The organism is Streptomyces sp. NPDC006551 (assembly GCF_040611675.1).
GTDB lineage: Bacteria > Actinomycetota > Actinomycetes > Streptomycetales > Streptomycetaceae > Streptomyces.
Genome location: NZ_JBEXOT010000021.1, coordinates 41,943 through 63,642, shown reverse-complemented (window position 1 = coordinate 63,642; position 21,700 = coordinate 41,943). Strand labels below are relative to the sequence as shown.

Annotated in this window: 15 protein-coding genes and 1 pseudogene; 9 read left to right on the top strand and 7 right to left on the bottom strand. The window is 72.1% G+C overall.

The window, feature by feature from the left end:
- Nucleotides 1-10: 10 nt before the first annotated feature.
- Nucleotides 11-1,087 carry a lactonase family protein gene (locus ABZY12_RS20000; RefSeq protein WP_356892046.1) on the bottom strand — a complete coding sequence of 359 codons (1,077 nt, stop codon included), beginning with the start codon at nt 1,085-1,087 and terminating at the stop codon, nt 11-13.
- Between the two features lie 178 nt (nt 1,088-1,265).
- Here ABZY12_RS20000 and ABZY12_RS19995 point away from each other — a divergent pair, with 178 nt between their 5' ends.
- Complete coding sequence (locus ABZY12_RS19995; protein WP_356892044.1) at nt 1,266-2,438, top strand: polysaccharide pyruvyl transferase family protein; 1,173 nt, start codon at nt 1,266-1,268, stop codon at nt 2,436-2,438.
- A gap of 44 nt (nt 2,439-2,482) precedes the next feature.
- Nucleotides 2,483-3,880 (top strand): FAD-dependent oxidoreductase, encoded by a 1,398-nt coding sequence (locus ABZY12_RS19990; protein ID WP_356892141.1) that lies wholly within the window; start codon nt 2,483-2,485, stop codon nt 3,878-3,880.
- A 69-nt stretch (nt 3,881-3,949) separates the two neighbouring features.
- On the opposite strand, the gene ABZY12_RS19985 is transcribed toward ABZY12_RS19990, so the two are convergent.
- The gene (locus ABZY12_RS19985) at nt 3,950-4,603 is read right to left on the bottom strand and encodes a GntR family transcriptional regulator (RefSeq protein WP_356892042.1); all 654 of its coding nucleotides are present in this window, start codon (nt 4,601-4,603) and stop codon (nt 3,950-3,952) included.
- A 99-nt stretch (nt 4,604-4,702) separates the two neighbouring features.
- Here ABZY12_RS19985 and glyA point away from each other — a divergent pair, with 99 nt between their 5' ends.
- From glyA to ABZY12_RS19965, 4 genes and pseudogenes are all read left to right on the top strand, one after another.
- Entirely contained in the window at nt 4,703-6,037 is a 1,335-nt protein-coding gene (gene glyA / locus ABZY12_RS19980; protein WP_356892040.1) for a serine hydroxymethyltransferase, read from the top strand.
- On the top strand, nt 6,037-7,284 hold the full coding sequence (locus ABZY12_RS19975; protein ID WP_356892139.1) for a sarcosine oxidase subunit beta family protein: 1,248 nt from the start codon (nt 6,037-6,039) through the stop codon (nt 7,282-7,284). The genes glyA and ABZY12_RS19975 overlap by 1 nt, the downstream gene beginning before the upstream one ends.
- A 26-nt stretch (nt 7,285-7,310) precedes the next feature.
- Nucleotides 7,311-10,504, top strand: a pseudogene (locus ABZY12_RS19970) (sarcosine oxidase subunit alpha family protein).
- Nucleotides 10,494-11,087, top strand: a complete 594-nt coding sequence (locus ABZY12_RS19965) for a sarcosine oxidase subunit gamma family protein (protein WP_356892038.1) — start codon at nt 10,494-10,496, stop codon at nt 11,085-11,087. Before ABZY12_RS19970 ends, ABZY12_RS19965 begins: the two are co-directional and overlap by 11 nt.
- Nucleotides 11,088-11,228: 141 nt before the next feature.
- On the opposite strand, the gene ABZY12_RS19960 is transcribed toward ABZY12_RS19965, so the two are convergent.
- From ABZY12_RS19960 to ABZY12_RS19940, 5 genes are all read right to left on the bottom strand, one after another.
- Nucleotides 11,229-12,092 (bottom strand): carbohydrate ABC transporter permease, encoded by an 864-nt coding sequence (locus ABZY12_RS19960; protein ID WP_356892036.1) that lies wholly within the window; start codon nt 12,090-12,092, stop codon nt 11,229-11,231.
- The gene (locus tag ABZY12_RS19955) at nt 12,089-13,453 is read right to left on the bottom strand and encodes a sugar ABC transporter permease (RefSeq protein ID WP_356892034.1); all 1,365 of its coding nucleotides are present in this window, start codon (nt 13,451-13,453) and stop codon (nt 12,089-12,091) included. The genes ABZY12_RS19960 and ABZY12_RS19955 overlap by 4 nt, the downstream gene beginning before the upstream one ends.
- 10 nt (nt 13,454-13,463) lie before the next feature.
- Entirely contained in the window at nt 13,464-14,789 is a 1,326-nt protein-coding gene (locus ABZY12_RS19950; protein WP_356892032.1) for an ABC transporter substrate-binding protein, read from the bottom strand.
- A 2-nt stretch (nt 14,790-14,791) separates the two neighbouring features.
- Entirely contained in the window at nt 14,792-16,441 is a 1,650-nt protein-coding gene (locus ABZY12_RS19945) for a glycoside hydrolase family 13 protein (protein WP_356892030.1), read from the bottom strand.
- A 232-nt stretch (nt 16,442-16,673) separates the two neighbouring features.
- Nucleotides 16,674-17,948 (bottom strand): ABC transporter substrate-binding protein, encoded by a 1,275-nt coding sequence (locus ABZY12_RS19940; protein ID WP_356892028.1) that lies wholly within the window; start codon nt 17,946-17,948, stop codon nt 16,674-16,676.
- Between the two features lie 123 nt (nt 17,949-18,071).
- On the opposite strand from ABZY12_RS19940, the gene ABZY12_RS19935 reads away from it, so the two are divergent.
- From ABZY12_RS19935 to ABZY12_RS19925, 3 genes are read left to right on the top strand one after another with little or no spacing between them, the layout of a single operon-like run.
- Entirely contained in the window at nt 18,072-18,587 is a 516-nt protein-coding gene (locus ABZY12_RS19935) for a PadR family transcriptional regulator (protein ID WP_356892026.1), read from the top strand.
- A complete protein-coding gene (locus ABZY12_RS19930; protein ID WP_356892024.1) occupies nt 18,584-19,339 on the top strand; it encodes an ABC transporter ATP-binding protein in 756 nt (251 codons plus the stop codon). Before ABZY12_RS19935 ends, ABZY12_RS19930 begins: the two co-directional genes overlap by 4 nt.
- 3 nt (nt 19,340-19,342) lie before the next feature.
- A complete protein-coding gene (locus ABZY12_RS19925) occupies nt 19,343-21,631 on the top strand; it encodes an FtsX-like permease family protein (protein ID WP_356892022.1) in 2,289 nt (762 codons plus the stop codon).
- Nucleotides 21,632-21,700 lie beyond the last annotated feature (69 nt).

Genomic DNA, 21,700 nt, shown 5'->3' with positions numbered 1-21,700 from the left:
ACCACGCGGCTCAGGAGAAGACCACGCACGCGGCGGCCGGTACCTCCACCGCGCCGGCACGGCGAAGTCGCCCGGTCCGCGGGTCCGCGTCGAACCAGGTGATGTCGCCGGACCACTCGTTGGCGACGTACACCCGGCGCCCCGACGGGTCGGTCACCAGATCGCGCGGCCAGCTGCCACCACAGTCGACGCCGTCCACGAGCTGTGGTTTCTCGGCGTTCTCGGCGACGGAGAACGTCAGGATCCTGTTGCTGCCCCGCACCGCCGCCCGGGCGAAGCGTCCGTCGGGCGAGACGGAGACGACGGAAGGGTAGGCCCGTTCCCCTTCGGGGACACCGTCGGAGTCGATGGCGACCTCCGACAGCGGTTCCAGGCGCCCGGACTCCGCCTCCCAACGGCAGACCGTCAACTGCGGCTCCAGCTCGTGGAGCACGTACACCACCTCGCCGTCCGGATGGAAGGCGAGGTGACGCGGCCCCGACCCGGCACGGAGCACCGTCTCGGTGTGCGCCCTGAGCACTCCGGTGGTCCGGTCGAGCGCGCAGACCCGCACCGAGTCGCTCCCCAGGTCCACGCTCACCACCCATCGACCGCCGGGGTCGGGGAGCACCTGGTGGGCGTGAGGCCCCTGCTGCCTCTCCGGGTCGGGACCGGAGCCCCGGTGCGCCAGAACGACGGGGGGACCGGAGACACCGCCGTCGGGACCCAACGGGAGGCTGCTGACGCTGCCGGAGGCGTAGTTGGCGGTCAGCAGCCGGCGCCCCACCACACTGAGATGGGTGGTCCCGGCCCCGCCGACCCCCACCGCCGGGCCCAGAGCGGTGAGCCCACCGGCTTCCGGCCGCAAGGCAGCGACTCCGCCCTCCTCCGTGTCGCTCACCGCGTAGAGGACCCCGGTCTCCGGCGCGAGCGCGAGACACGCGGGGTTCGGCACGGTGCCGACGGTCGTACGCGGGGTCAGCGCACCGCTGGCCTCGTCCACTGCCGCGACCGTGATGCCCTTGCCGCCCCCCGAGGTGAACGAGCCGATGTACGCCCACCGGCCCGTGCTCCGGTCCGCCTCGTTCCTTCGTTCCGCGCCGTCCACAGGATGACCTTTCGTCGTTCCGGATCCGCTCGAGGCTGAACGACAGGCCCGGCGTGGGGGTCACCACGCGTTACTCCGTTCGTCAGGCTTCGGGCCGCGCCGTATCTCGAGATGCGTAAATCTCCCGATGGGGTGAACTGGTGGGGGAGTGCGCGAACAGGTACACGAGGGGCCGATCATGGGCGACGGAAACGGCGTCACCGTAGGAGTGCTGGGTTCCTACGGCGGGCGGAACGTGGGCGACGAGGCGATCCTCACCGCCATGCTGGACCGCATCAGGGCAGGGCGTCCGGACGCCCGCGTGGTGCTGTTCTCCCGCGATCCCGACCACAGCCGCGTCGCCCATCCGGGCATCGACGTGGTGGCGTGGGAAGGCGTGAACAGGGAGCGGATCAGCGAGCACCTGCGAGACCTCACCGTGCTCGTGCTCGGCGGAGGCGGAATTCTCTACAACACCGAGGCGCGCCGGTACCTCCGACTGGCGCGCACCGCTCAGGACCACGGCGTACCCGTCTTCACCTATGCCGTCGGCGCCGGCCCCCTCACCGACGAGGTCGACTGCACCTGGGTCCGTACGACGCTCTCCGAGGCGGCCGAGGTGACGGTCCGCGACGAGGAGTCGAAGCTGGTCCTGGAAGAGGCCGGGCTGAACCGTCCCATCACGGTCACCGCCGACCCGGCGCTGCTCCTCCAGCCCGGCGACGGCGGGGGCGAACTGCTCCGGGCGGAGGCCGTACCGAGCGGAGTGCGGCTCGTCGGGATGAGCGTGCGGGAGCCCGGCCGCGCGGCGGAACACCTCGACGAGGAGGGCTACCACCAACTCCTCGCCAACGTGGGCGACTTCCTCGTCAACCGCCTGGACGCCCATGTCGTCTTCGTCCCCATGGAACGCGACGACATCCGGCACGCGCACGCCGTCGCGTCCCACATGGCCGACGCCGGACGCTGCACGGTCCTGCACGGCACCTACCGCCCACAGCAGGTCATCGACATCGTCCAGCGGTTGGACCTGGCCATCGGCATGAGACTGCACTTCCTGATCTTCGCCGCGCTCGCACATATCCCCCTGCTGCCCCTGCCCTACGCCGGAAAGGTCTTCGACTTCGCCCAGCAGATCGGCGCGCCCGCCCTGCGCGGTGTGGTCCGGGAGAACGCGGGACTGCTCCTGGCCGAAGTGGACCGCCTGTGGGACGAGCGGCCCGCCCGCGCGGCACACACCGCCGCTCGCACGGCGTCGATGAGGCTGCGGTCCGCCGAGACCGCCGACCTGCTCCTCGCCTACCTGGACCGCATCGCCCCCCGACCCCTGGCACTCCGCACCGCGCCGACGTCCGCGTCCCCGGCCGGCTGAACCCGCCGGCCACCGGCCCCGAGGGAGAGACCGTGTCCTACCTGATGCCGCCCCGCGTCCCCCGGAGCGTGGAGCTGCCGCCGCGCCAGGCTCTGCACGCCGGCTCCACCCAGGTGCTCGTCGTCGGCGGCGGCCCGGCCGGGATCGGCGCGGCGCTCGGCGCCGCGAACGCGGGCGCCCAGGTCACCCTCGTGGAGCGGTACGGATTCCTCGGCGGCAATGCCACCGCCGCGCTCGTGATGCCGTTGATGAGCTTCCACAACGAGGTCAAGCAGGCCGTCACCGGCGATGCCGCCCGGCTGCTGCCGCCCGATCACGGCGAGGGCGAACCGGTCGTCGGCGGCGTGCTGTGGGTTCTGCTCGACCAGCTGGTGCGCGCGGGAGCGGCGATCCGCCCGTCGGTCGAGACCGGCTACACGGTGCCGTTCGACGCGGAGCTCTTCAAACTGGTGGTGTACGAGCTGCTGGAGACGCACGAGGTCCGCACGCTGCTGCACGCCTTCGCCTCCGGGGTCGTCCCCCTGCCCGACCGCGCACGGGCGGTGTTCGAGACCAAGTCGGGGCCGCTCGTCATCGACGCGGACGTGATCGTCGACTGCACGGGGGACGGCGACATCGCCGCCGCGGCCGGAGCCGCGTACGAGATCGGCCGGCCCGAGGACGGCTGGACGCAGCCCATGACCCTGATGTTCCGCATGGTCCGCTTCGACCAGGAGGAGTTCGCCGCGTACGCCCGGGCCAACCCGGACCAGTGGAAGGGTGTGCACGGGCTGTGGGACCTCGTCCGCGCCGCCACCGACGCCGGAGAACTGGACCTTCCCCGTGAGGACATGCTCTTCTTCGCCACCCCGAACACGGGGGAGGTGGCGGTGAACTCCACCCGCGTCACCGAGGTCGTCGGCACCAGCGTCTGGGACCTCACCCGCGCCGAATTCACCGCGCACCGCCAGATGGCGCAGATCGCCCGCTTCCTGCGCGGCCGCGTGCCGGGCTTCGCCGACTCGTACGTCGTGCAGAGCGGTGTCCAGGTCGGCGTGCGGGAGACGCGCCGGATCGTGGGCGAGTACCAGCTCACGGGCGAGGACGTGCTGACCGCCCGCACCTTCGACGACGCCATCGCCCGCGGCGCCTACCCCGTGGACATCCACAACCCGAGCGGCCGCGGCACCACGCTCAAACGGCTTCCGCGCGGGGAGTCCTACGACATCCCCCTGCGCTGTCTCTTCCCCCGCGACGTGGACCGCGTCCTGGTCGCCGGACGCTGTATCTCCGGTGACCACGTGGCCCACTCCTCCTACCGCGTCATGCCGATCTCGATGGCCACCGGCCAGGCCGCCGGCGTCTGCGCGGCCCTCGCCTCGGCCCAGGGCAAACGGCCCCGGGACGTTCCGCCGAGCGAGGTCCAGCGGGTACTCCGCTCACAGGGCGCCAGCCTGCGCTGAAGCGGGCGCGCGGCCGTGGGGAGGCCGGCGGCGGGTACGCCGACGTGCAAGCGCGGGTGCCGCGGCCCCTCAGATGACGCCGCGGATCGCCGCCTCGAACCCTTCCACGTGGCCCGCGGCGAGGGCTGCCGCCTTCTCCGCGTCGCGGTCGATGATGGCGCGCAGCAGCGGCCCGTGCTCGTGGACGTGGCCCGCCAGGCCCGGCAGCCGGTCGATGAACAGACACCAGATCCGCGTGGCCAGGTTGTCGTACCTGACCAAGGTGTCCTCGAGGTACGGGTTGCCGGTCGCGGCGTAGATGGCGCGGTGCAGGGTCATGTCGACCCGGATCAGGTCCGTGCCGCCGCCGGACGTGTCCGCCAGCCGCGCCAGCAACCGGTCGAGTCCCTCGCGATCGCTCTCGGTGGCGCGTCGGGCGGCCAGGGCGGCGGCGAGTGGCTCGAGTCGCTGGCGGACCTCCGAGATGTGTCCGAGATCGGCGATCTGGACCTCGGTGGCGAAGGTGCCGCGCCGCGGGTAGGCGACGATCAGGCGCTCGTGCTCCAGGCGCTTGAGGGCTTCGCGGACCGGAGTGCGCCCGAAACCGAGTTCGGCGGCGATCCGCTCGTCGTTGATCGGCTCTCCGGGGCGGATCCGGAGGGTCACGAGACGGTCGGAGATGGAGCGGTAGGCCTGGTCGGCCAGCGTCTCCCGGCCGTCACCGGCCACGGTCGAAGAAGTCACTCCGCACCCTCCCTTGACGCGCCCGATCCGCGCTCCTAGTGTCTCACAAGCCGAAGTTGATATATCAGTCGTCTTTTAGTCGCTCCCGAGGGAGTTCTCATGACCGCCCACACCCCCGACCAGCGAGCGGCCCGCTCCGCGGTCCTCGGCGCTCAGCTCGACGACTTCGATCCCGAGATCGCCACGGCGATCGAGGCGGAACTGGCCCGGCAGCGCGGCACCCTGGAGATGATCGCGAGCGAGAACTTCGCACCGCTCGCCGTCATGCAGGCCCAGGGCTCGGTGCTGACCAACAAGTACGCCGAGGGCTACCCCGGACGCCGCTACTACGGCGGCTGCGAGCACGTCGACGTGATCGAGCAGCTCGCCATCGACCGCGTCAAGGCGCTGTTCGGAGCCGAAGCCGCCAACGTGCAGCCCCACTCCGGCGCCCAGGCCAACGCGGCCGTCATGGCCGCCCTGCTGCAGCCCGGCGACCCGATCCTGGGCCTCGACCTGGCTCACGGCGGCCACCTCACCCACGGCATGCGGATCAACTTCTCCGGGCGCCTGTACAAGGTGGCGGCCTACCAGGTCAGTGAAGTCGACCACCGCATCGACATGGAGCAGGTCCGCAAACTCGCCCAGGAGCACCGGCCGAAGCTGATCGTGGCCGGCTGGTCGGCCTACCCCCGCCGGCTGGACTTCGCCGCCTTCCGCCGCGTCGCGGACGAGGTCGGCGCGTACCTGATGGTCGACATGGCCCACTTCGCGGGCCTGGTCGCCGCCGGTCTGCACCCCTCGCCCGTACCCCACGCGCACGTGGTGACCACCACGACCCACAAGACGCTCGGCGGCCCCCGCGGCGGTGTGATCCTGTCCACCGCCGAACTCGCCAAGAAGATCAACTCCGCGGTCTTCCCCGGCCAGCAGGGCGGCCCGCTCGAACACGTCATCGCGGCGAAGGCCGTGGCCTTCAGGATGGCGGCCCAGCCGGAGTTCGCCGACCGTCAGCGCCGCACCCTGGAAGGCGCCGCGATCCTCGCCCGGCGTCTCCTCGCCGAGGACACCGAGGCCGCCGGAGTCAGCGTGCTGACCGGAGGCACGGACACGCACCTGGTCCTGGTGGACCTGCGCCACTCCGAACTCGACGGCCGGCAGGCAGAGGACCGGTTGCACCAGATCGGCATCACCGTCAACCGCAATGCCGTCCCCTTCGACCCGCGCCCGCCGATGGTCAGCTCCGGTGTCCGCATCGGCACCCCCGCACTGGCCGCCCGCGGCTTCGGGGCCGAGGAGTTCACCGAGGTCGCCGACATCATCGCGACGGCCTTCCTGCCCGGCTTCGACGCCCGGACGGCCGCCGCGCTGCGCGCCCGGGTCCAGGTGCTGACCGACCGCTTCCCGCTGTACCCCGTCGATCCGCGGTCCGCGGCCCAGGAGGCCGGTCGGTGATGCACCCGCACCTCAACGCTCCCGGCACGCCCGGCGACGTCCTGCCCGACCACCCCGACTTCCTGTGGCGCGATCCCGACCCCAAGCCGTCCTACGACGTCGTCATCGTCGGCGGCGGCGGGCACGGCCTGGCCACCGCCTACTACCTGGCCAAGAACCACGGCATCACCAACATCGCGGTCCTGGAGAAGGGCTGGCTCGCGGGCGGCAACATGGCCCGGAACACCACCATCATCCGCTCCAACTACCTGTGGGACGAGAGCTCCGGCATCTACGAGCACTCGCTGAAGCTGTGGGAGACCCTCGAAGAGGATCTCGACTACCCCATCCTCTTCAGCCGGCGCGGCGTCCTCAACCTCGCCCACAGCCCGCAGGACATCCGCGACAGCAAGCGCCGTGTCTATGCCAACCAGCTCAACGGCATCGACGCCGAGTGGCTGGAGCCGGACGAGGTCGCCAAGGTCTGTCCCATCGTCAACGTCTCACCCGACGTGCGCTACCCGGTCCTCGGCGCCACCTACCAGCCGCGCGCCGGCATCGCCAAACACGACTACGTCGCCTGGGGCTTCGCACGCAGGGCCGACGCCTACGGCATCGACCTCATCCAGAACTGCGAAGTCACCGGCATCGACATCCAGGGCGGCCGCGTCACAGGGGTGCGGACCACACGGGGCGACATCGCCGCCGGGAAGGTCGCGCTCGCGGCCGCGGGACACTCCTCCGTACTCGCCTCCATGGCCGGCCTGCGGCTCCCGCTGCAGAGCCACCCGCTGCAGGCGCTGGTCTCGGAACTGCTCGAACCGGTGCACCCGACCGTGGTGATGTCGAACGCCGTGCACGTGTACGTCTCCCAGGCCCACAAGGGCGAGCTCGTCATGGGAGCCGGCATCGACGGCTACAACGGCTACGGACAGCGCGGCGCGTTCCACATCCTGGAGCGCCAGATGGCCGCGGCGCTTGAGCTCTTCCCCGTCTTCGCCCGCGCCCACATGCTGCGCACCTGGGCCGGCATCGTCGACGTCACTCCGGACGCCTCTCCCATCGTCGGCCCGACCCCCGTCGAGAACCTCTACCTCAACTGCGGCTGGGGCACCGGCGGCTTCAAGGCCACCCCGGGCGTCGGCTGGTGCTACGCCCACACCATCGCCACCGGCGAATCGCACCCCTACAACGCGCCCTTCACCCTCTCCCGCTTCACCACCGGCGCCCTGGTCGACGAGCACGGCGCGGCCGGCGTCGCCCACTGACCACCGCCCCAGCCAAGGAGATCGACATGCAGCTCATAGCCTGCCCCTGGTGCGGTGAGCGCGAGGAGACCGAATTCCACTACGGCGGACAGGCGCACGTCGCCTACCCCGACGACCCGTACGCCCTCGACGACGAGCAGTGGGCCCAGTACGTCTTCTTCCGCGACAACCCCCAGGGCCCGTTCGCCGAGCGCTGGGTGCACGCGGCCGGCTGCCGGCGCTGGTTCAACGCCGTGCGCGACACCGTCACCCACGCGTTCCTGACGGTCTACGAGATCGGCGCCGAACGCCCCCTCACCACGAGCACCACAGCCGCCGCACCGCGGCCGAAGGGCCAGGAGGCCGGCCGATGAACAACCCGTTCCGCGCCCGCGGCCGATCCGAGCGTGGCCGCATCGACCGCGGCACCGTCCTCTCCTTCACCTTCGACGGCACCGCCTACACCGGGCACCCCGGCGACACCCTCGCCTCGGCCCTGCTGGCCAACGGGGTGCACCACGTGGCGAACAGCATCCGGTACGGAAGGCCGCGCGGCGTCCTGGCCGCCGGAGCCGAAGAACCCAACGCGCTCGTGCAGATCGAGGCCCCCTTCCCGGAGCCCATGCTCACGGCCACCACCGTGGAGCTGTACGAGGGCCTCGTCGCACGGGGCCTGTCCGGCCAGGGCCGCCTGAGCAGCGAGCCGGACCCGGCCCGCTACGACTCCATGCACGCCCACTGCGACGTCCTGGTCGTCGGCGCCGGCCCGGCCGGACTGTCCGCCACGCTGGCGGCCGCACGCTCCGGAGCCCGGGTGATCCTCGTCGACGAACTCCCGCAGCCCGGCGGCTCGCTGCTCGGCACCCAGGAATCGCTCGACGGCGCACCGGCGACCGCATGGGTCGACGCCGTCGTCGCCGAGCTCGATTCCTGTCCCGACGTGCGGGTACTGCGACGCACCACCGCCTTCGGCCACTACGACGACGGACTCGTCCTGGCGCTGGAGAAGCGCACGGACCACCTCGGCGCCGCGGCGCCCGCCCACGTCTCGCGGCAGCGGATCTGGCGCATCCGCGCCCAGCAGGTCGTGTACGCCACCGGCGCCTACGAACGGCCGGTCGCCTTCGACGACAACGACCGCCCCGGCGTCATGCTGGCCGGCTCGGCGCGCACGTACCTCAACCGCTTCGGCGTCCTGCCCGGACAGCGGGCCGTCGTGTTCACCACGAACGACAGCGCCTATCCCGCCGCGCTCGAACTGGCCGACGCCGGGATCCGGATCGCCGCGGTGATCGACGCCCGCGAGGAGGTGCCGGCGCACTGGCGCGCCGCGTGCGACGAGCGGGGCATCGACCTACGCGCCGGTCACGTCGTCACCGGAACCAGCGGTATCGAGCGCGTCTCCCGCGCCCACGTCGCCCCCTTCGGCCAGGACCGCCGCCTCGGCGGCCGACAGGGCATCGACTGCGACCTGCTGCTCGTCTCCGGTGGCTGGAACCCGGCCGTGGCCCTGTTCAGCCAGGCCCGCGGCGCCCTGCGCTACGACGCCGGCATCGGAGCCTTCGTGCCCGCCCAGGCGCTGGACAGCGTCCGTACGGCGGGAGCGGCAAGCGGCACCTTCACCCTGACCGGCTGCCTCACCGACGGCGCGGACGCCGCCGGACGGGCCCTGTCGTCCCTCGGCAGGACCGCCCCGGTGATCGCCCTGCCGACCGCCGCCCCGCTTCCGGACGCGGCACCCTGCCGGGTGCTGTGGCGCGTTCCGAGCCGGCGGGACCCGGACGGCTCGCACCAGTTCGTCGACCTGCAGCGCGACGCCCATGTCGCCGACGTGCTGCGAGCGACCGGGGCGGGGCTGCGGTCGGTGGAGCACGTCAAGCGCTACACCACGATCGGCACCGCCCACGATCAGGGCCGCACGTCGGGCGTGATGACCTCGGGCATCGTCGCCGAGGCACTCGGAGTGGACGTCGCCGACCTCGGCACCACCCGCTTCCGCCCGCCCGCCGTACCGGTGGCCTTCGCCGCCTTCGCGGGCCGCAACCGCGGGGAGCTGTTCGATCCGGTCCGGGTGACCGCGCTGCACCCCTGGCATGTCGAGCACGGCGCCCTGTTCGAGGACGTCGGCCAGTGGAAGCGTCCCTGGTACTACCCGCGGGCGGGCGAGACCATGGACGAGGCGGTGCTGCGCGAGTGCCGGGCGGCCCGCACGGGTGTCGCGATGATGGACGGTTCCACGCTCGGCAAGATCAATGTGCAGGGTCCGGACGCCGGCGTCCTCCTCGACCGGCTTTACACGAACATGATGAGCACGCTCAAGGTCGGCCGGATCCGCTACGGCGTGATGTGCGGCGTCGACGGCATGGCCCTCGACGACGGCACCGTGATCCGAGTCGCCGAGCAGGAGTTCCTGCTGACCACGACCACCGGCAACGCGGCCAGGATCCTCGAATGGATGGAGGAGTGGCTGCAGACGGAGTGGCCCGGCCTGCGCGTGCACCTCACCTCCGTCACCGAGCACTGGGCGACCATCCCCCTGGTCGGCCCCCGCTCCCGCGACGTGCTGGCCCGGGTGGCTCCCGAACTGGACGTCGACAACGACGCCTTCCCCTTCATGGCCTGGCGGGACACCACCGTCGCCGGCGTCCCGGCGCGGGTGTGCCGCATCAGCTTCTCCGGTGAACTCGCCTACGAGATCAACGTGCCCGCCTGGGACGGCATCACCGTATGGAAGGCCCTGTACGCGGCCGGCGGCGCGTTCGGCATCACCCCGTACGGCACCGAGACGATGCACGTGCTGCGCGCCGAGAAGGCGTACCCGATCATCGGGCAGGACACCGACGGCACCATCACCCCGCAGGATCTGGGCATGTCGTGGGTCGTGTCCGAGAAGAAGCCGGACTTCATCGGCAAGCGGTCCTTCTCCCGCGAGGAGAACCGGCGCGACGACCGCAAGCAGCTGGTGGGCCTGCTGCCGGCCGACGAGCGGGTCCTCCTGCCCGAAGGAGCCCAGATCATCGCCACCAGCACCGTTCCGGCGCCACCGGTCCCCATGCTGGGCCATGTCACCTCCAGTTACCGCAGCGACGCCCTGCGGCGGACGTTCGCCCTGGCCCTGGTGCGCTCGGGAACCCGGCGCATCGGCGAGACCCTCTACGTCCCGCTGGACGGCCGGACCGTCCCGGTGACCGTGACCGACCCCGTGCTCTTCGACAAGGAGGGAGCTCGCCGTGACGGTTGAGACGCCCACTCGCCACAGCCCGCTCTCCGGGTGGCAGGACCGCCTGGCGGGGCTGCCCGCCGGACTGGAGGCGAGGGAACTGCCCTTCCTGACCCAGCTCACCCTGCGGGTGCGCCCCGGCAGTCCGGCGGCCGGGGCCGTCGAGGCCTCGCTGGGCACCCCACTGCCGGGGCCCCTGCGCGCCGAGATGTCGGACGACGTCAAGGTGCTGTGGATGGGCCCGGACGAATGGCTCCTCGTGGCCCCGGAGGGCCGACAGGACGCACTCGTCGAGCGGTTGCGGGCGGCCATCGGTGACGAGTTCGCCACCGTCACCGACGTCTCGGCACAGCGCACCACGCTCGCCCTTTCCGGGCACCTCCTCCGCACGGTGCTTGCCCAGGGCTGCGCCCTCGATCTGGACCCGCGGGCGACGCCCGTCGGCTCGTGCCTGACCACGGTCCTCGCACAGGCCCCCGTCACGCTGGTCGTGCGGGAGGAAGCGGCCGCCGGCGTGTGGCTCCTGGTCCGCTCCTCGTTCGCGTCCTACCTCGCCAGCTGGCTCGTCGACGCCTGCACGGAATACGGCGGAGGCACCGGATGACCATTGCCGAACGCCTGGCGCCGGCCCGCGCCGTCGCCTGGCACTGCCAGGGCCGCATCCTGCTCCACGGCAACCGGACCGTCGTCTTCGACCGACCCCGCGGGGCCCCCGCGCCGATGCGCGAGGGCCCCGCAGTCGGGGTCACTTCACCGAACCCGCCATCACTCCCTGTACGAAGTGACGCTGGAAGGCGAAGAAGACCACCACCGGCACGATCAGCGAGAGGAAGGCTCCCGGCGCCAGGACGTCGATGTTGCTGCCGAACTGCCGGACCTGCGACTGCAGTTCCACCGTCAGCGGCTGCGAGGAGCTGTCGGCGAAGAGCAGCGCCACCAGCATGTCGTTCCACACCCAGAGGAACTGGAAGATCGCCAGACTGGCGATCGCCGGGCGGCCCACCGGCAGCACCAGCCGGGTGAAGATCCGCCACTCGCCGCCCCCGTCCATCCGCGCCGCCTCCAGCATCTCGCGCGGGATGTCGGCGAAGTAGTTGCGCAGCAGGAACACGGCGAACGGCAGCCCGTAGGCGACATGGAAGAGCACCACGCCCGGGATCGTGCCGAACAGCCCCAGCTGCCCGAACAGCTTCGCCACCGGCAGCAGACCCACCTGCACCGGCACCACAAGGAGCGCCACCACGCCCAGGAAGATCCAGTCCCGGCCCGGGAACTCCAGCCAGGCGAAGGCGTATCCGGCGAGCGCCGCGACGACGACGACCAGGACGGTCGTCGGCACCGAGATCAGCACCGTGTTCCAGAAGGCCCGGGTGATGCCGGCGTTGCCCAGGAGGGCGGTGTAGTTGTCCAGGGACAGCTGACCGGGCCCGGTCAGCGCCGTCCACCAGCCGCTCGCCGCGTTGTCGCTCGCCGAGCGCAGCGAGGACAGCAGCAGCCCGGCGACCGGGGTCACCCAGATCAGGCCGACCACGGCCAGGAACGCCTGGACCAGGCCGTTGCCCAGCCAGCGGCGCAGCCGGCCGCCCGGCATCGTCGCGGTCGCACTCATGACTGACTCCTGCGGAAGCGGCGGACGTTGAACACCATCGCGGGGATCACCAGGAGCAGCAGCAGTACACCGAGCGCGCTGCCGAGCCCCTGGTTGTTGCCGCCGCCGAAGGAGACGAGCCACATCTGGGTGGCCAGCACGGTGGCGTCCTCCTGCACCGGCCCCGGCGCGATGATGTAGATCAGGTCGAAGACCTTCATCACATTGATCACCAGCGTCACGAAGACGACGGTCAGTACGGGCGCCAGCAGCGGCACGGTGATCCGGCGGAAGACCTGCCACTCGTTCGCCCCGTCCATCCGCGCCGCCTCCAGCGCGTCGCGTGGCAGGGACGAAAGACCGGCGCCGATGAGCACCATCGCGAAGCCCGTCCAGATCCACAGGTACGCGCCGATGATCGCCGGAGTGACCAGGGCGGGACCGAGCCAGGAGACACCCTCGTAAGGCGGCGCGAAGTTCTCCGCGGGCAGCAGGACCGTGTACGCGCCCGCCCCGAGGCCGGTGAAGCGGAACGATCCGTCGGCCGCCGTGGTCGCGGTGGCGACGGTCTTCCCGTCGCGCACGGCCTCCACCGTCATGCCGGGCAGCCCCCGCTCCCCGGCGTCGACGGCACCGGGCCGCCCGCCGCCACCGGGCGTGAAGTCGAGGTACACGGCGCCGGCGACGTCCTTCGGACCGGCCTGGCCGGCCGCCGCCGGCTTCGCGCCGGCGGGCAGCTCCTTGGGCGGCACGCCGACGAAGCCGAGGGCGACGCTCTGCCCCGGGGAGACCGCGTCGGCCGTCCCGTAGGAACCGTCCGGACGCTTCTCGAGCCCTTGCCCCTCGCGGGCCCGGGCCTTCGGGTACGACGAGGAGTCCTGGAACACGTCGTGCACGCCGACCACCGCCGCGTTCAGCACGCCCTTGTCCGGGTCCTCCTCGTACGCGAGGCGGAAGATGATGCCCGCCGCCAGGAAGGAGACGGCCATCGGCATGAACAGCAGCAGCTTGAACGCGGTCGCCCAGCGGACCTTCTCCACCAGCACCGCGAGGATCAGCCCGAGACCGGTCAGCAGCGTCGGCGCGACGACCACCCAGATGGCACTGTTGCGGATGGCGGTCAGGGTGGCCGGGTCGCGGAACATCTCCGCGTAGTTGCCCCCGCCGACGAACTCGGTGCCGGACGCGTCGAAGAAGCTGCGGCCGACGGAGAACAGCACCGGATAGACGACCAGCGCGCCGAGCAGCAGCAGCGCCGGCAGCACGAACGCGACGGCGATGATCCGCCGGCGGCGCCGGGCCCGGTCCCGCGGACTGGCGTCCCGCCGGCCGCCCTCGGCGGCGTCGGCCCGGGCCGGCGGGGGAGCGGTGAGTGTGGTCATGACGGCCGCCTCAGCTCTTGTACGCCTTGGCCGCCGCGGCCTCCAGCGCCGCGGCGGTGCCGGCCGGGTTCGACGCGTCGCGCAGGAAGTCCTGGAGGATCTTCCACTCGCCCACGCCCTTGGTGCCGCCGAACGCCGCCGGAGCCTGGTCCGACATGTCGAAGCGCACCGAATCCCCGGCGTCTATCAGCGACTTGGCAGTCTCGCGCAGCGTGTCGTCGCCGTAGGAGGCGAGGTCGAGCTTCTTGTTCGGCGACAGGAAGCCGCCCGCCTCGGCCCACACGGCCGCGGCCTCCGGCGTCGCGAGGTACTCCATGAACGCCATCGCGGCCTTCTGGTTCCTGCCGTCCTTCAGGACGACGGCCGCGTCACCGCCGCTGACCACCGGCGCCTTGCCGCCCGCGACCGCGGGGAAGGGGAAGAAGGTGGCGTCCTCGCCGATCTTCCTGCCGAACTGGTCCTTGGCGATGCCGGCGACGAAGTCGCCCTCGTACACCATCCCGGCCTCGGGCTTCGGGCCGAAGACCTTCTCGACGGAGCCGGGGAAGTCGGTGCCCAGCGCGCCCTTCTGGCCGCCCGCGATCAGCTTCTTGTCGGAGAACAGCGCGCCGAGGGTGGTGAGCGCCTTCACCACGGTCGGGTCGGTCCACTTGATCTCGTGCTTGGCGAGCTTGTCGTACTTCTCGGGGCCGGCCTGGGAGAGGTAGATGTTCTCGAACCAGTCGGTGAGCGTCCAGCCGTCCTCACCGGCGACCGCGAAGGCCGGCAGGCCCGAGTCGGAGACCGCCTGTCCGCTCCTGAGCATCTCCTCGTACGTCTTCGGCGGCTTCACGCCCGCCTGGTCGAACGCCTCCGGGTTGTACCAGACGGTCGACTTGTGGGCGGCCTTGAAATACAGGCCGTACAGGGTGCCGTCGACGGTGCCGTAGTTCTTCCACACCGGCGCGTAGTTGGCGTCGACGGACTTCTTCGCGGTGTCCGACAGCGGCTTGAGCCACTGCTGCCGGGCGAACTGCTGGAGCACGCCGACCTGGGGGACCATCACCACGTCGGGGGCGTTGCCGCCCTCGATCTTGCTGCCGACGACCGTGGAGACATTGTCACCGGTCGACGTGAACTGGGTCTTGGCCCCGGTCTTCTCGGTGAAGGCGTCCAGCACCTTCTGGAAGTTCTTCTGCTCGGCGCCGGACCAGACACCGGCCACGTTCAGGGTCTGGCCGCTGAGCTCCTTGCCGCCGCCGCCCGCGCTCACCGGGCCGCCGCCGCAGGCGGTCGCCCCGAGTGCCAGGGTGAGCGCCGAGCAGCACGCCATCGCCGTCCGTCGTCGCAACTTCATGGTCATACCTCCGAGGTGGTGTGGTCACTGATCCACCAGGCGGCGGTGGATCCGGGCAGTACGCCGGCCGGGCAGGGGCCGCTGGACAGCAGGGGGGCGCCGGCGACCGGCGCGGGCACCGACGCGGCGGTGAAGTTCACGGCGCAGACGAGCCCGTCGCCGCGCAGGAAGGCCAGGACGCCGGGCGGTGCGTCCAGCCAGCGCAAGGTGCCCTCGCCCAGCTGCGGCAGTCCGTGCCGCAGCTGCAGGCCCTCGCGGTACAGGTGCCAGAACGAGCGGGTGTCGGCCAGCGCCCGGTCGGTGGCGTGTTCGGCGAACCAGCCGGGCTGCGGCAGCCACGGCTTGGCGCTCTCCGCTCCGGTGCTGAAGCCGAACGGGGAGGCGTGCCCCGACCACGGCAGCGGCACGCGGCAGCCGTCGCGGATCCGGGCCCGGCTGCCGGTGCGCCGGAAGATGGGGTCGGTGAGCACCTCGTCGGGCAGGTCCACGACCTCCGGCAGGCCCAGCTCCTCGCCCTGGTAGATGTACGCGGCTCCGGGCAGGGCCAGCATCAGCAGGGCGGCGGCGCGCGCCCGGGCGACCCCGAGCCCGCTGCCCTCGGTGCCGGACTCGCCGTACCGGGTGACGGTGCGCACCTGGTCGTGGTTGTTGAGCACCCAGGTGACGGTGGAGCCGGTCCCCGCGATGTCGCGCATCGCCTCGTCGATCACCTTGCGGAAGGCGTCGGCGTCCCAGGGCGCGCCCAGCAGGTCGAAGAAGAACGCCTGGTGCAGCTCGTCGGGGCGGACGTATCGCGCGTGCTCACGGGCGGTCGGCACCGACACCTCGCCGACCAGCAGCCGCTCGCGGCCGTCGCGGGCCGTGTACTCCTCGCACACCGACCGCCAGTGGCGCCAGACGTCGTGCACCTCGGGCTGGTTCCAGGCGAGCGGGTTGACCGAGTCGCGGGTACGGGCGTCGGCCTCCGGGTCGGGGGAGTCCGGCAGGTCGGGGTGTTTGAACAGTCCGGCCGCCACGTCGATACGGAAGCCGTCGACGCCCCGGTCCAGCCAGAAGCGCAGGGCGTGGTCGAAGTGGGCGCCGACCTCGGGGTTGCGCCAGTTCAGGTCCGGCTGCTCGGGGGTGAACATGTGCAGGTACCACTGGCCGGGTGTGCCGTCCGGCTCGGTGACCCGGCTCCAGGCCGGACCGCCGAACATGGCGTGCCAGTTGTTGGGCGGCGCGTCGCCGTCCGGGCCGCGGCCTTCGGCGAAGTGGAAGCGGGCCCGGGCCTCGCTGCCGGGGCCGCCGGCCAGGGCCTCGCGGAACCAGGCGTGCTCGCTGGAGCAGTGGTTGGGGACGATGTCCAGCAGCACCTTGATGCCCAGCCGGTGGGCGTCGGCGACCAGCAGGCCGAATTCGGCGAGGTCGCCGAAGACGGGGTCCACGTCGCAGTAGTCGGCGACGTCGTACCCGTGGTCGTGCTGCGGCGAGGGGTAGAAGGGGCTCAGCCAGATGCCGTCGACCCCGAGCTTCTTGAGGTACGGCAGGCCGGCCCGGACACCGGCGAGGTCGCCGATCCCGTCGCCGGTGCTGTCCAGGAAGCTGCGGACGTACACCTGGTAGATCACCGCGTCGCGCCACCAGTGACGGCGGCTAGGGGCTGTGAGCATCACCCGTTGACCTGTTTCTGCGTGAAGGGTGCGCGCCACCCAGAGCGGGTAGCGGTTATGCATGCATGTTAGGTAGACGTGTCGCGAGGGTGTCAATGAAGTTGCCAAAAAACGGCGGAGGTTGGTGGTGAATGTCCCGATTTATATGAGTTCTCGCGCCCCGTCGATCCCTGTGGCTGATACCTAACGGGTATGTAGGTAACCGGGAGGTGAAAGAGTGAGGGGAGAGGCGTCAGCGACGACGGGCGATGGCCGCGAGCTCCTCCGCGAGCCGGCGCACCGCCGCCTCGGGCGTCTGGTGCTGCGCCATCGCGTCATGCGCCACGGCCTGCACGGCGAGGCTCACCTGCTCGTAGTGCGGGCTCTTGGGGCGCGGCGCGGCCGCGAGCACACTCGCCCGGAGCGCGGGCAGATAGGGGAAGCGCGCCACCAGCGCCGGATCCCCGTACAGTGCGGCCCGCACCGGCGGCAGGGCGCCCTCGCTCAGGACGCGGCGCTGCACCCGCTCGCTCGTGAGGTACGCGATCAGGTCGCGCGCCGACTCGGGATGCCGGGCATGGGTGCTCACGGCCAGATTGGAGCCGCCCAGCACACTCGCGCCCGGTCCCTGCGGGCCCGGCAGCGGCACCGCGCCGAACTTCCCCGCGACCCTCGACTGCGCGCCGGAGGCGCCGGCGTACGCGTACGGCCAGTTGCGCAGGAAGAGCAGCCGGCCGTCCTGGAACGCCTGCCGGGACTCCTCCTCCTTGTACGTCAGGGCCTCCCTCGGGATCCAGCCGTCCCGCACACCGCGGGAGAGGAACCCCAGCCCTTCGCGGGCGGCCGCCGAGTCGACCGTGACCCGCTCGCCCTCGTCGCCGAGGATCGACCCGCCCGCCGAGTACACCGCCTCGGCGGCGTTGACCGTCAGCCCCTCGTACGGCAGGAACTGGCCCGCGTAGCCGCCGAGTCCGTACTTCGGGGCGATGGTGCGGGCCTGCCGCTCCAGCTCCGCCCAGGTCCGCGGTGGGCGCTGCCCCTCCCGGTCGAGCACGTCCTTGCGGTAGAAGAGCATCCCGGCATTGGTCACGTACGGGACGGCGTGGAGCCGTCCGTCGTACGTCGCGGTGTCCACCACGGGCGGCAGGAAGCTCTCCAGCGGGAACCGGCCGCGCTCCAGCGGCGCGATCCACCCGGCCGCGGCGAACTCCGACGTCCACGCGACATCGATGTTGAGCAGATCGAACCTGCCCTCGCCCGACCTCAGATCCGTGATCATCTGGGCCCGGGTCTCGTCGGCCGAGTCCGGCAGCTCGACCAGGGTGACCTTCTCGGCCGGATGCGCGCGGTTCCAGCCGTCCAGGACGCGGTCGAGATAGCCGGTGAGATCACCGGCCGTCGCCAGCGTCATGGGGCCGCGCCCGCCCTCGCGCTCCGCGCCGCCCGACGGAGTGCCGGAGGCCATGTAACCCGTCAGTACGACCGCGAGAACCAGGAGACCCCTACCGGCGGCACGTATCCACCGCATAGGTTCCTCCCAGAGCGCCGCGCCGTACACCTTCGTCCGGCGACAGGGCATGTATACCCGTTAGGCATGGGCGATACTAGAGCCCACATCACACCGGGAGCACGCCAAGGGAGGACAGCACGGGTGCGCCTTCCCCTCCTCGCCCTCCTGGCCAGGGGCCCCGCCCACGGCTACGAGCTCAAGCAGGAGCTTGAGCAACTGCTGGGCGCCGCGTACCCTCCCACCAACGTCGGCCAGATCTATGTCACGCTCGGCCGGCTGGAGAAGTCCGGGCTGATCGAGGGCGAGGAGATCGCCCAAGAGAGCCGCCCCAACAAGAAGATCTACCGCCTCACCGACGCCGGGCAGGAAGCACTGCGCGCCTGGTTCGACGAGGCGGCGGACGAACCGAGGGTCCGGGACGAGTTCTTCATGAAGCTCGCCCTCGCCCCGCGCACCGGTCTCGCCGACCAGATCGCCCTCATCAACAAGCAGCGACGCGAGTACCTCACCACCATGCGCAACCTGTCCAAGCTGGCCGCCACCGAAGACCGGGACAACCGCATAGCCCACCTGCTGATCGAGGGCGCCATGCTGCACCTCCAGGCCGACCTCGACTGGCTGGAGCGGTGCCAGGAGGAACTGGAGGAGCTGCGATGACGGACTCCGCCGTCCCCGTGCCGCTGCTGCGCGCCGAGGGTCTTGTCAAGACCCACCACGGCGAGGGCGCGCCCGCACACGCCGTGCGCGGCGTCGACCTGACCGTGCGGCGCGGCGAGTTCGTCGCCGTCACCGGCCCCTCCGGCGCCGGGAAGTCCACCCTGCTGCACCTCCTCGGCGGCCTCCAGCGTCCCGACAGCGGCTCGCTCCGGCTGGACGGCGAGAGCACCGACGGCTGGACCGAGGCGCGCTGGGCGGTGGAGCGGCGGCGCCGCATCGGCATCGTCTTCCAGTTCTTCAACCTCGTCTCGAACCTCACCGTCGCCGACAACGTCGAACTGCCCGCCCTGCTGGCCGGCACCTCCGCCAAGCGGGCCCGAGCCGAGCGCGAGGAGCTCCTCGCCGAGCTGGGCCTCGACGGCAAGGCCCGCAGCATGCCCGGCGAGCTGTCCGGCGGCGAACAGCAGCGCGTGGCCCTCGCCCGCGCCCTGGTCAACCATCCGCGGCTGCTCCTCGCCGACGAACCGGCCGGCAGCCTCGACAGCAAGGGCACCCGCGAGGTGATGCGGCAGCTGACCCGCTTCCACCAGCGCGGCCAGACCATCGTGCTCGTCACCCACGACGCCCGGCTCGCCAGCGCCGCGGACAGGGTGATCAGCTTCTTCGACGGCCGGATAGCCGACGACGCGGAATTGGGCGGCACGCCGCCGCGCGGCCACGGCATCGCCGGCGTACTCGAACTGAAGGACTGACCGGTGCGGGCCATGCTGCGCTGGGCGCACGCCGATCTGCGCACCCACCGGGGCGAGGCGCTGTTCATGGTCGCCGCCACCGCCGGCATCGTCGCCTCGCTGCTGCTGGCCACGGCGCTCTTCGGCTACGCCACCAACCCCTGGCAACGCGTCTTCGCCCAGTCGCGCGGCGCTCACGTGTGGATCCACATCGGCCCCGCCGCCGACACCGGACCCCTCGCGACCCTCGACGGCGTCGAGCAGCTCTCCGGCCCGTACCGCACCGCGGCAGCCACCGTCGCCTCCGGTGGAGCCCGCGCCGGCGTGGAACTGCGCGCCACCGGTGCCGAGCCCCCCGACATCGGACGGCCCCAGGTGACGTCGGGCCGGTGGCTCGACGACGCCGTCCCCGAGGGCGTCGTCCTGGAATCCGGCCTCGCCCGCGCCCTCTGGGCCGAACCGGGCGATCGCCTGGCCCTGCCGACCGGCCGCACCCTGACCGTCCTCGGCGTCGCCGACAGCGCGGAACCCCGCTACCGCCCCGGTGAGCGACCCGGCACCGTCTGGGCCCTGCCGCGCGCGGTACCGGACGACCGCGGTGGCGGCCAGGTCGTCGGACTGCGCCTCGCCGACCCGGACGACACCGACTACACCGTCCAGCGCGCCGTCACCGCGCTCGGCGCCGGCGCCGTCACCGACGTCTCCACCTGGCAGCAGGCCCGCGCCGAGGCCCAGGGCGACACCCGGCTCCTCGGACAGGTCCTCGGCCTGTTCGGGCTCGGCGCGCTGATCGCCGCCGCCCTCGCGGTGTTCGGCGCCATCAGCACCCGGGTGCGCGGCCATCTGCGGGACATCTCCGTCCTCAAGGCCATCGGCTTCACACCCGGCCAGGTCGTGCGCGTCTTCCTCGTCCAGCACCTCGCCTTCGCCGTGGCCGGGGCGACCCTCGCCACAACGGCCGTCCAGACGCTCGGCCACCGCCTGCCCGGCCGGCTCGGCGACGCCGTCGGCGTCTGGCAGGGGCTCCAGGGCCACACGGCAGCGCTGCTCGCGGTGCCCGTCGCGGCGGTGCTGTTCATCGGGGCGGCCACCTGCCTCGCCGCCTGGCGGGCCGGACGCGTCGAGCCCGTACCCGTCGTCCCGGCCGCCGTGGCCCCGGGCGGCGGGCTGTCCCGGGCCGCCCGGGGCGCACTCGGACTGCGCGTACCGGCCGCCCTGGTCCTCGGCTGGCACCAGGCCTTCGGCCGAGGGCGGCGCGCCCCTGCCGCCATCGTTCGCCTCGCCCTGCCGCTGCTGCTGATCACCGTGGCGCTCGGCGCCTGGACCACCATCGAACGCTTCGACAGCCGCCCCGAACAGCTCGGCCACGCCGCCGCGCTCACCGCCCGCCCCGACGCGACCCTCACCGACCGCGAGGCCGCCGCGCTCCTCGAGGCCCACGACAAGGTCACCGCCGCCCACCCCGGCCTGGAGGTCGCCGCCCTGGTCCCCGGCCAGACCGGCACCATCGCACTGCGCGGCCTCGGCACCCGCGACGAGCCCTACCCGTACTCGATCGCCGAGGGCCGCCCCGCCCACGGCCCCGACGAGGCCGTCGCCGGCCAGGGCCTGCTCGACCTGCTCGGCGTCCGCGTCGGCGACTGGGTCCGCGTCACGGTCGGCGGCCACCCGCAGGTACTGCACCTCGTCGGCCGCAGCATCGAACCGGAGAACGGCGGCCGGGTCATCTCCACCTCGCTCGACACCCTGCGCGAGAACGACCCCGGCCTGCGCCCCACCCTCTACCAGCTCCGCCTCGAGCCCGGCGCCGACCCGCGCGCCGTCCGCGCCGAACTGGCCGACGCCTCCCGGGGCCACCTCGACATCCACGAGGTCACCACCCCCGCCGACCGGCTCTCCACCCTGCGCGGCGTCGTCGTCGGCCTGATCGCCGTCCTCGCCCTGATCGGTCTGACCGAACTCTCCACGGCGATCGGCGGCGCCATCCGCGAGGGCGAACGCGACCTGCTGGCCCTGAAGGCCATCGGGCTCTCCCCGCGCCAGATCACCGCCGTCGCCGTGACGGCCATCGGCTGCACCGCCCTGGCCGCCGCCCTCGCCGCGACGGCCCTCGGCGTCCCCTTCGCCCACTGGCTGATCGACCACGAGGCCCACACCACCGGCATCGGCTCCGGCATCGCCCAGAGCCCGCCCGCCGGGTACCTCATGGCCATGAGCGCGGCCGCCGTCCTCGGCGCGATCGCCCTGACGGCCCTCCCGGCGTCCCGCGCGGCCCGCCGCCGCCTCGCGGACAACCTGAGCGCGATCGCCTGACCTGTCGTCACCCCGACCGTCTCGCGATCGACTGGATTCCCGGCGCCGGTCGAGTCGGCGGGCAGGACG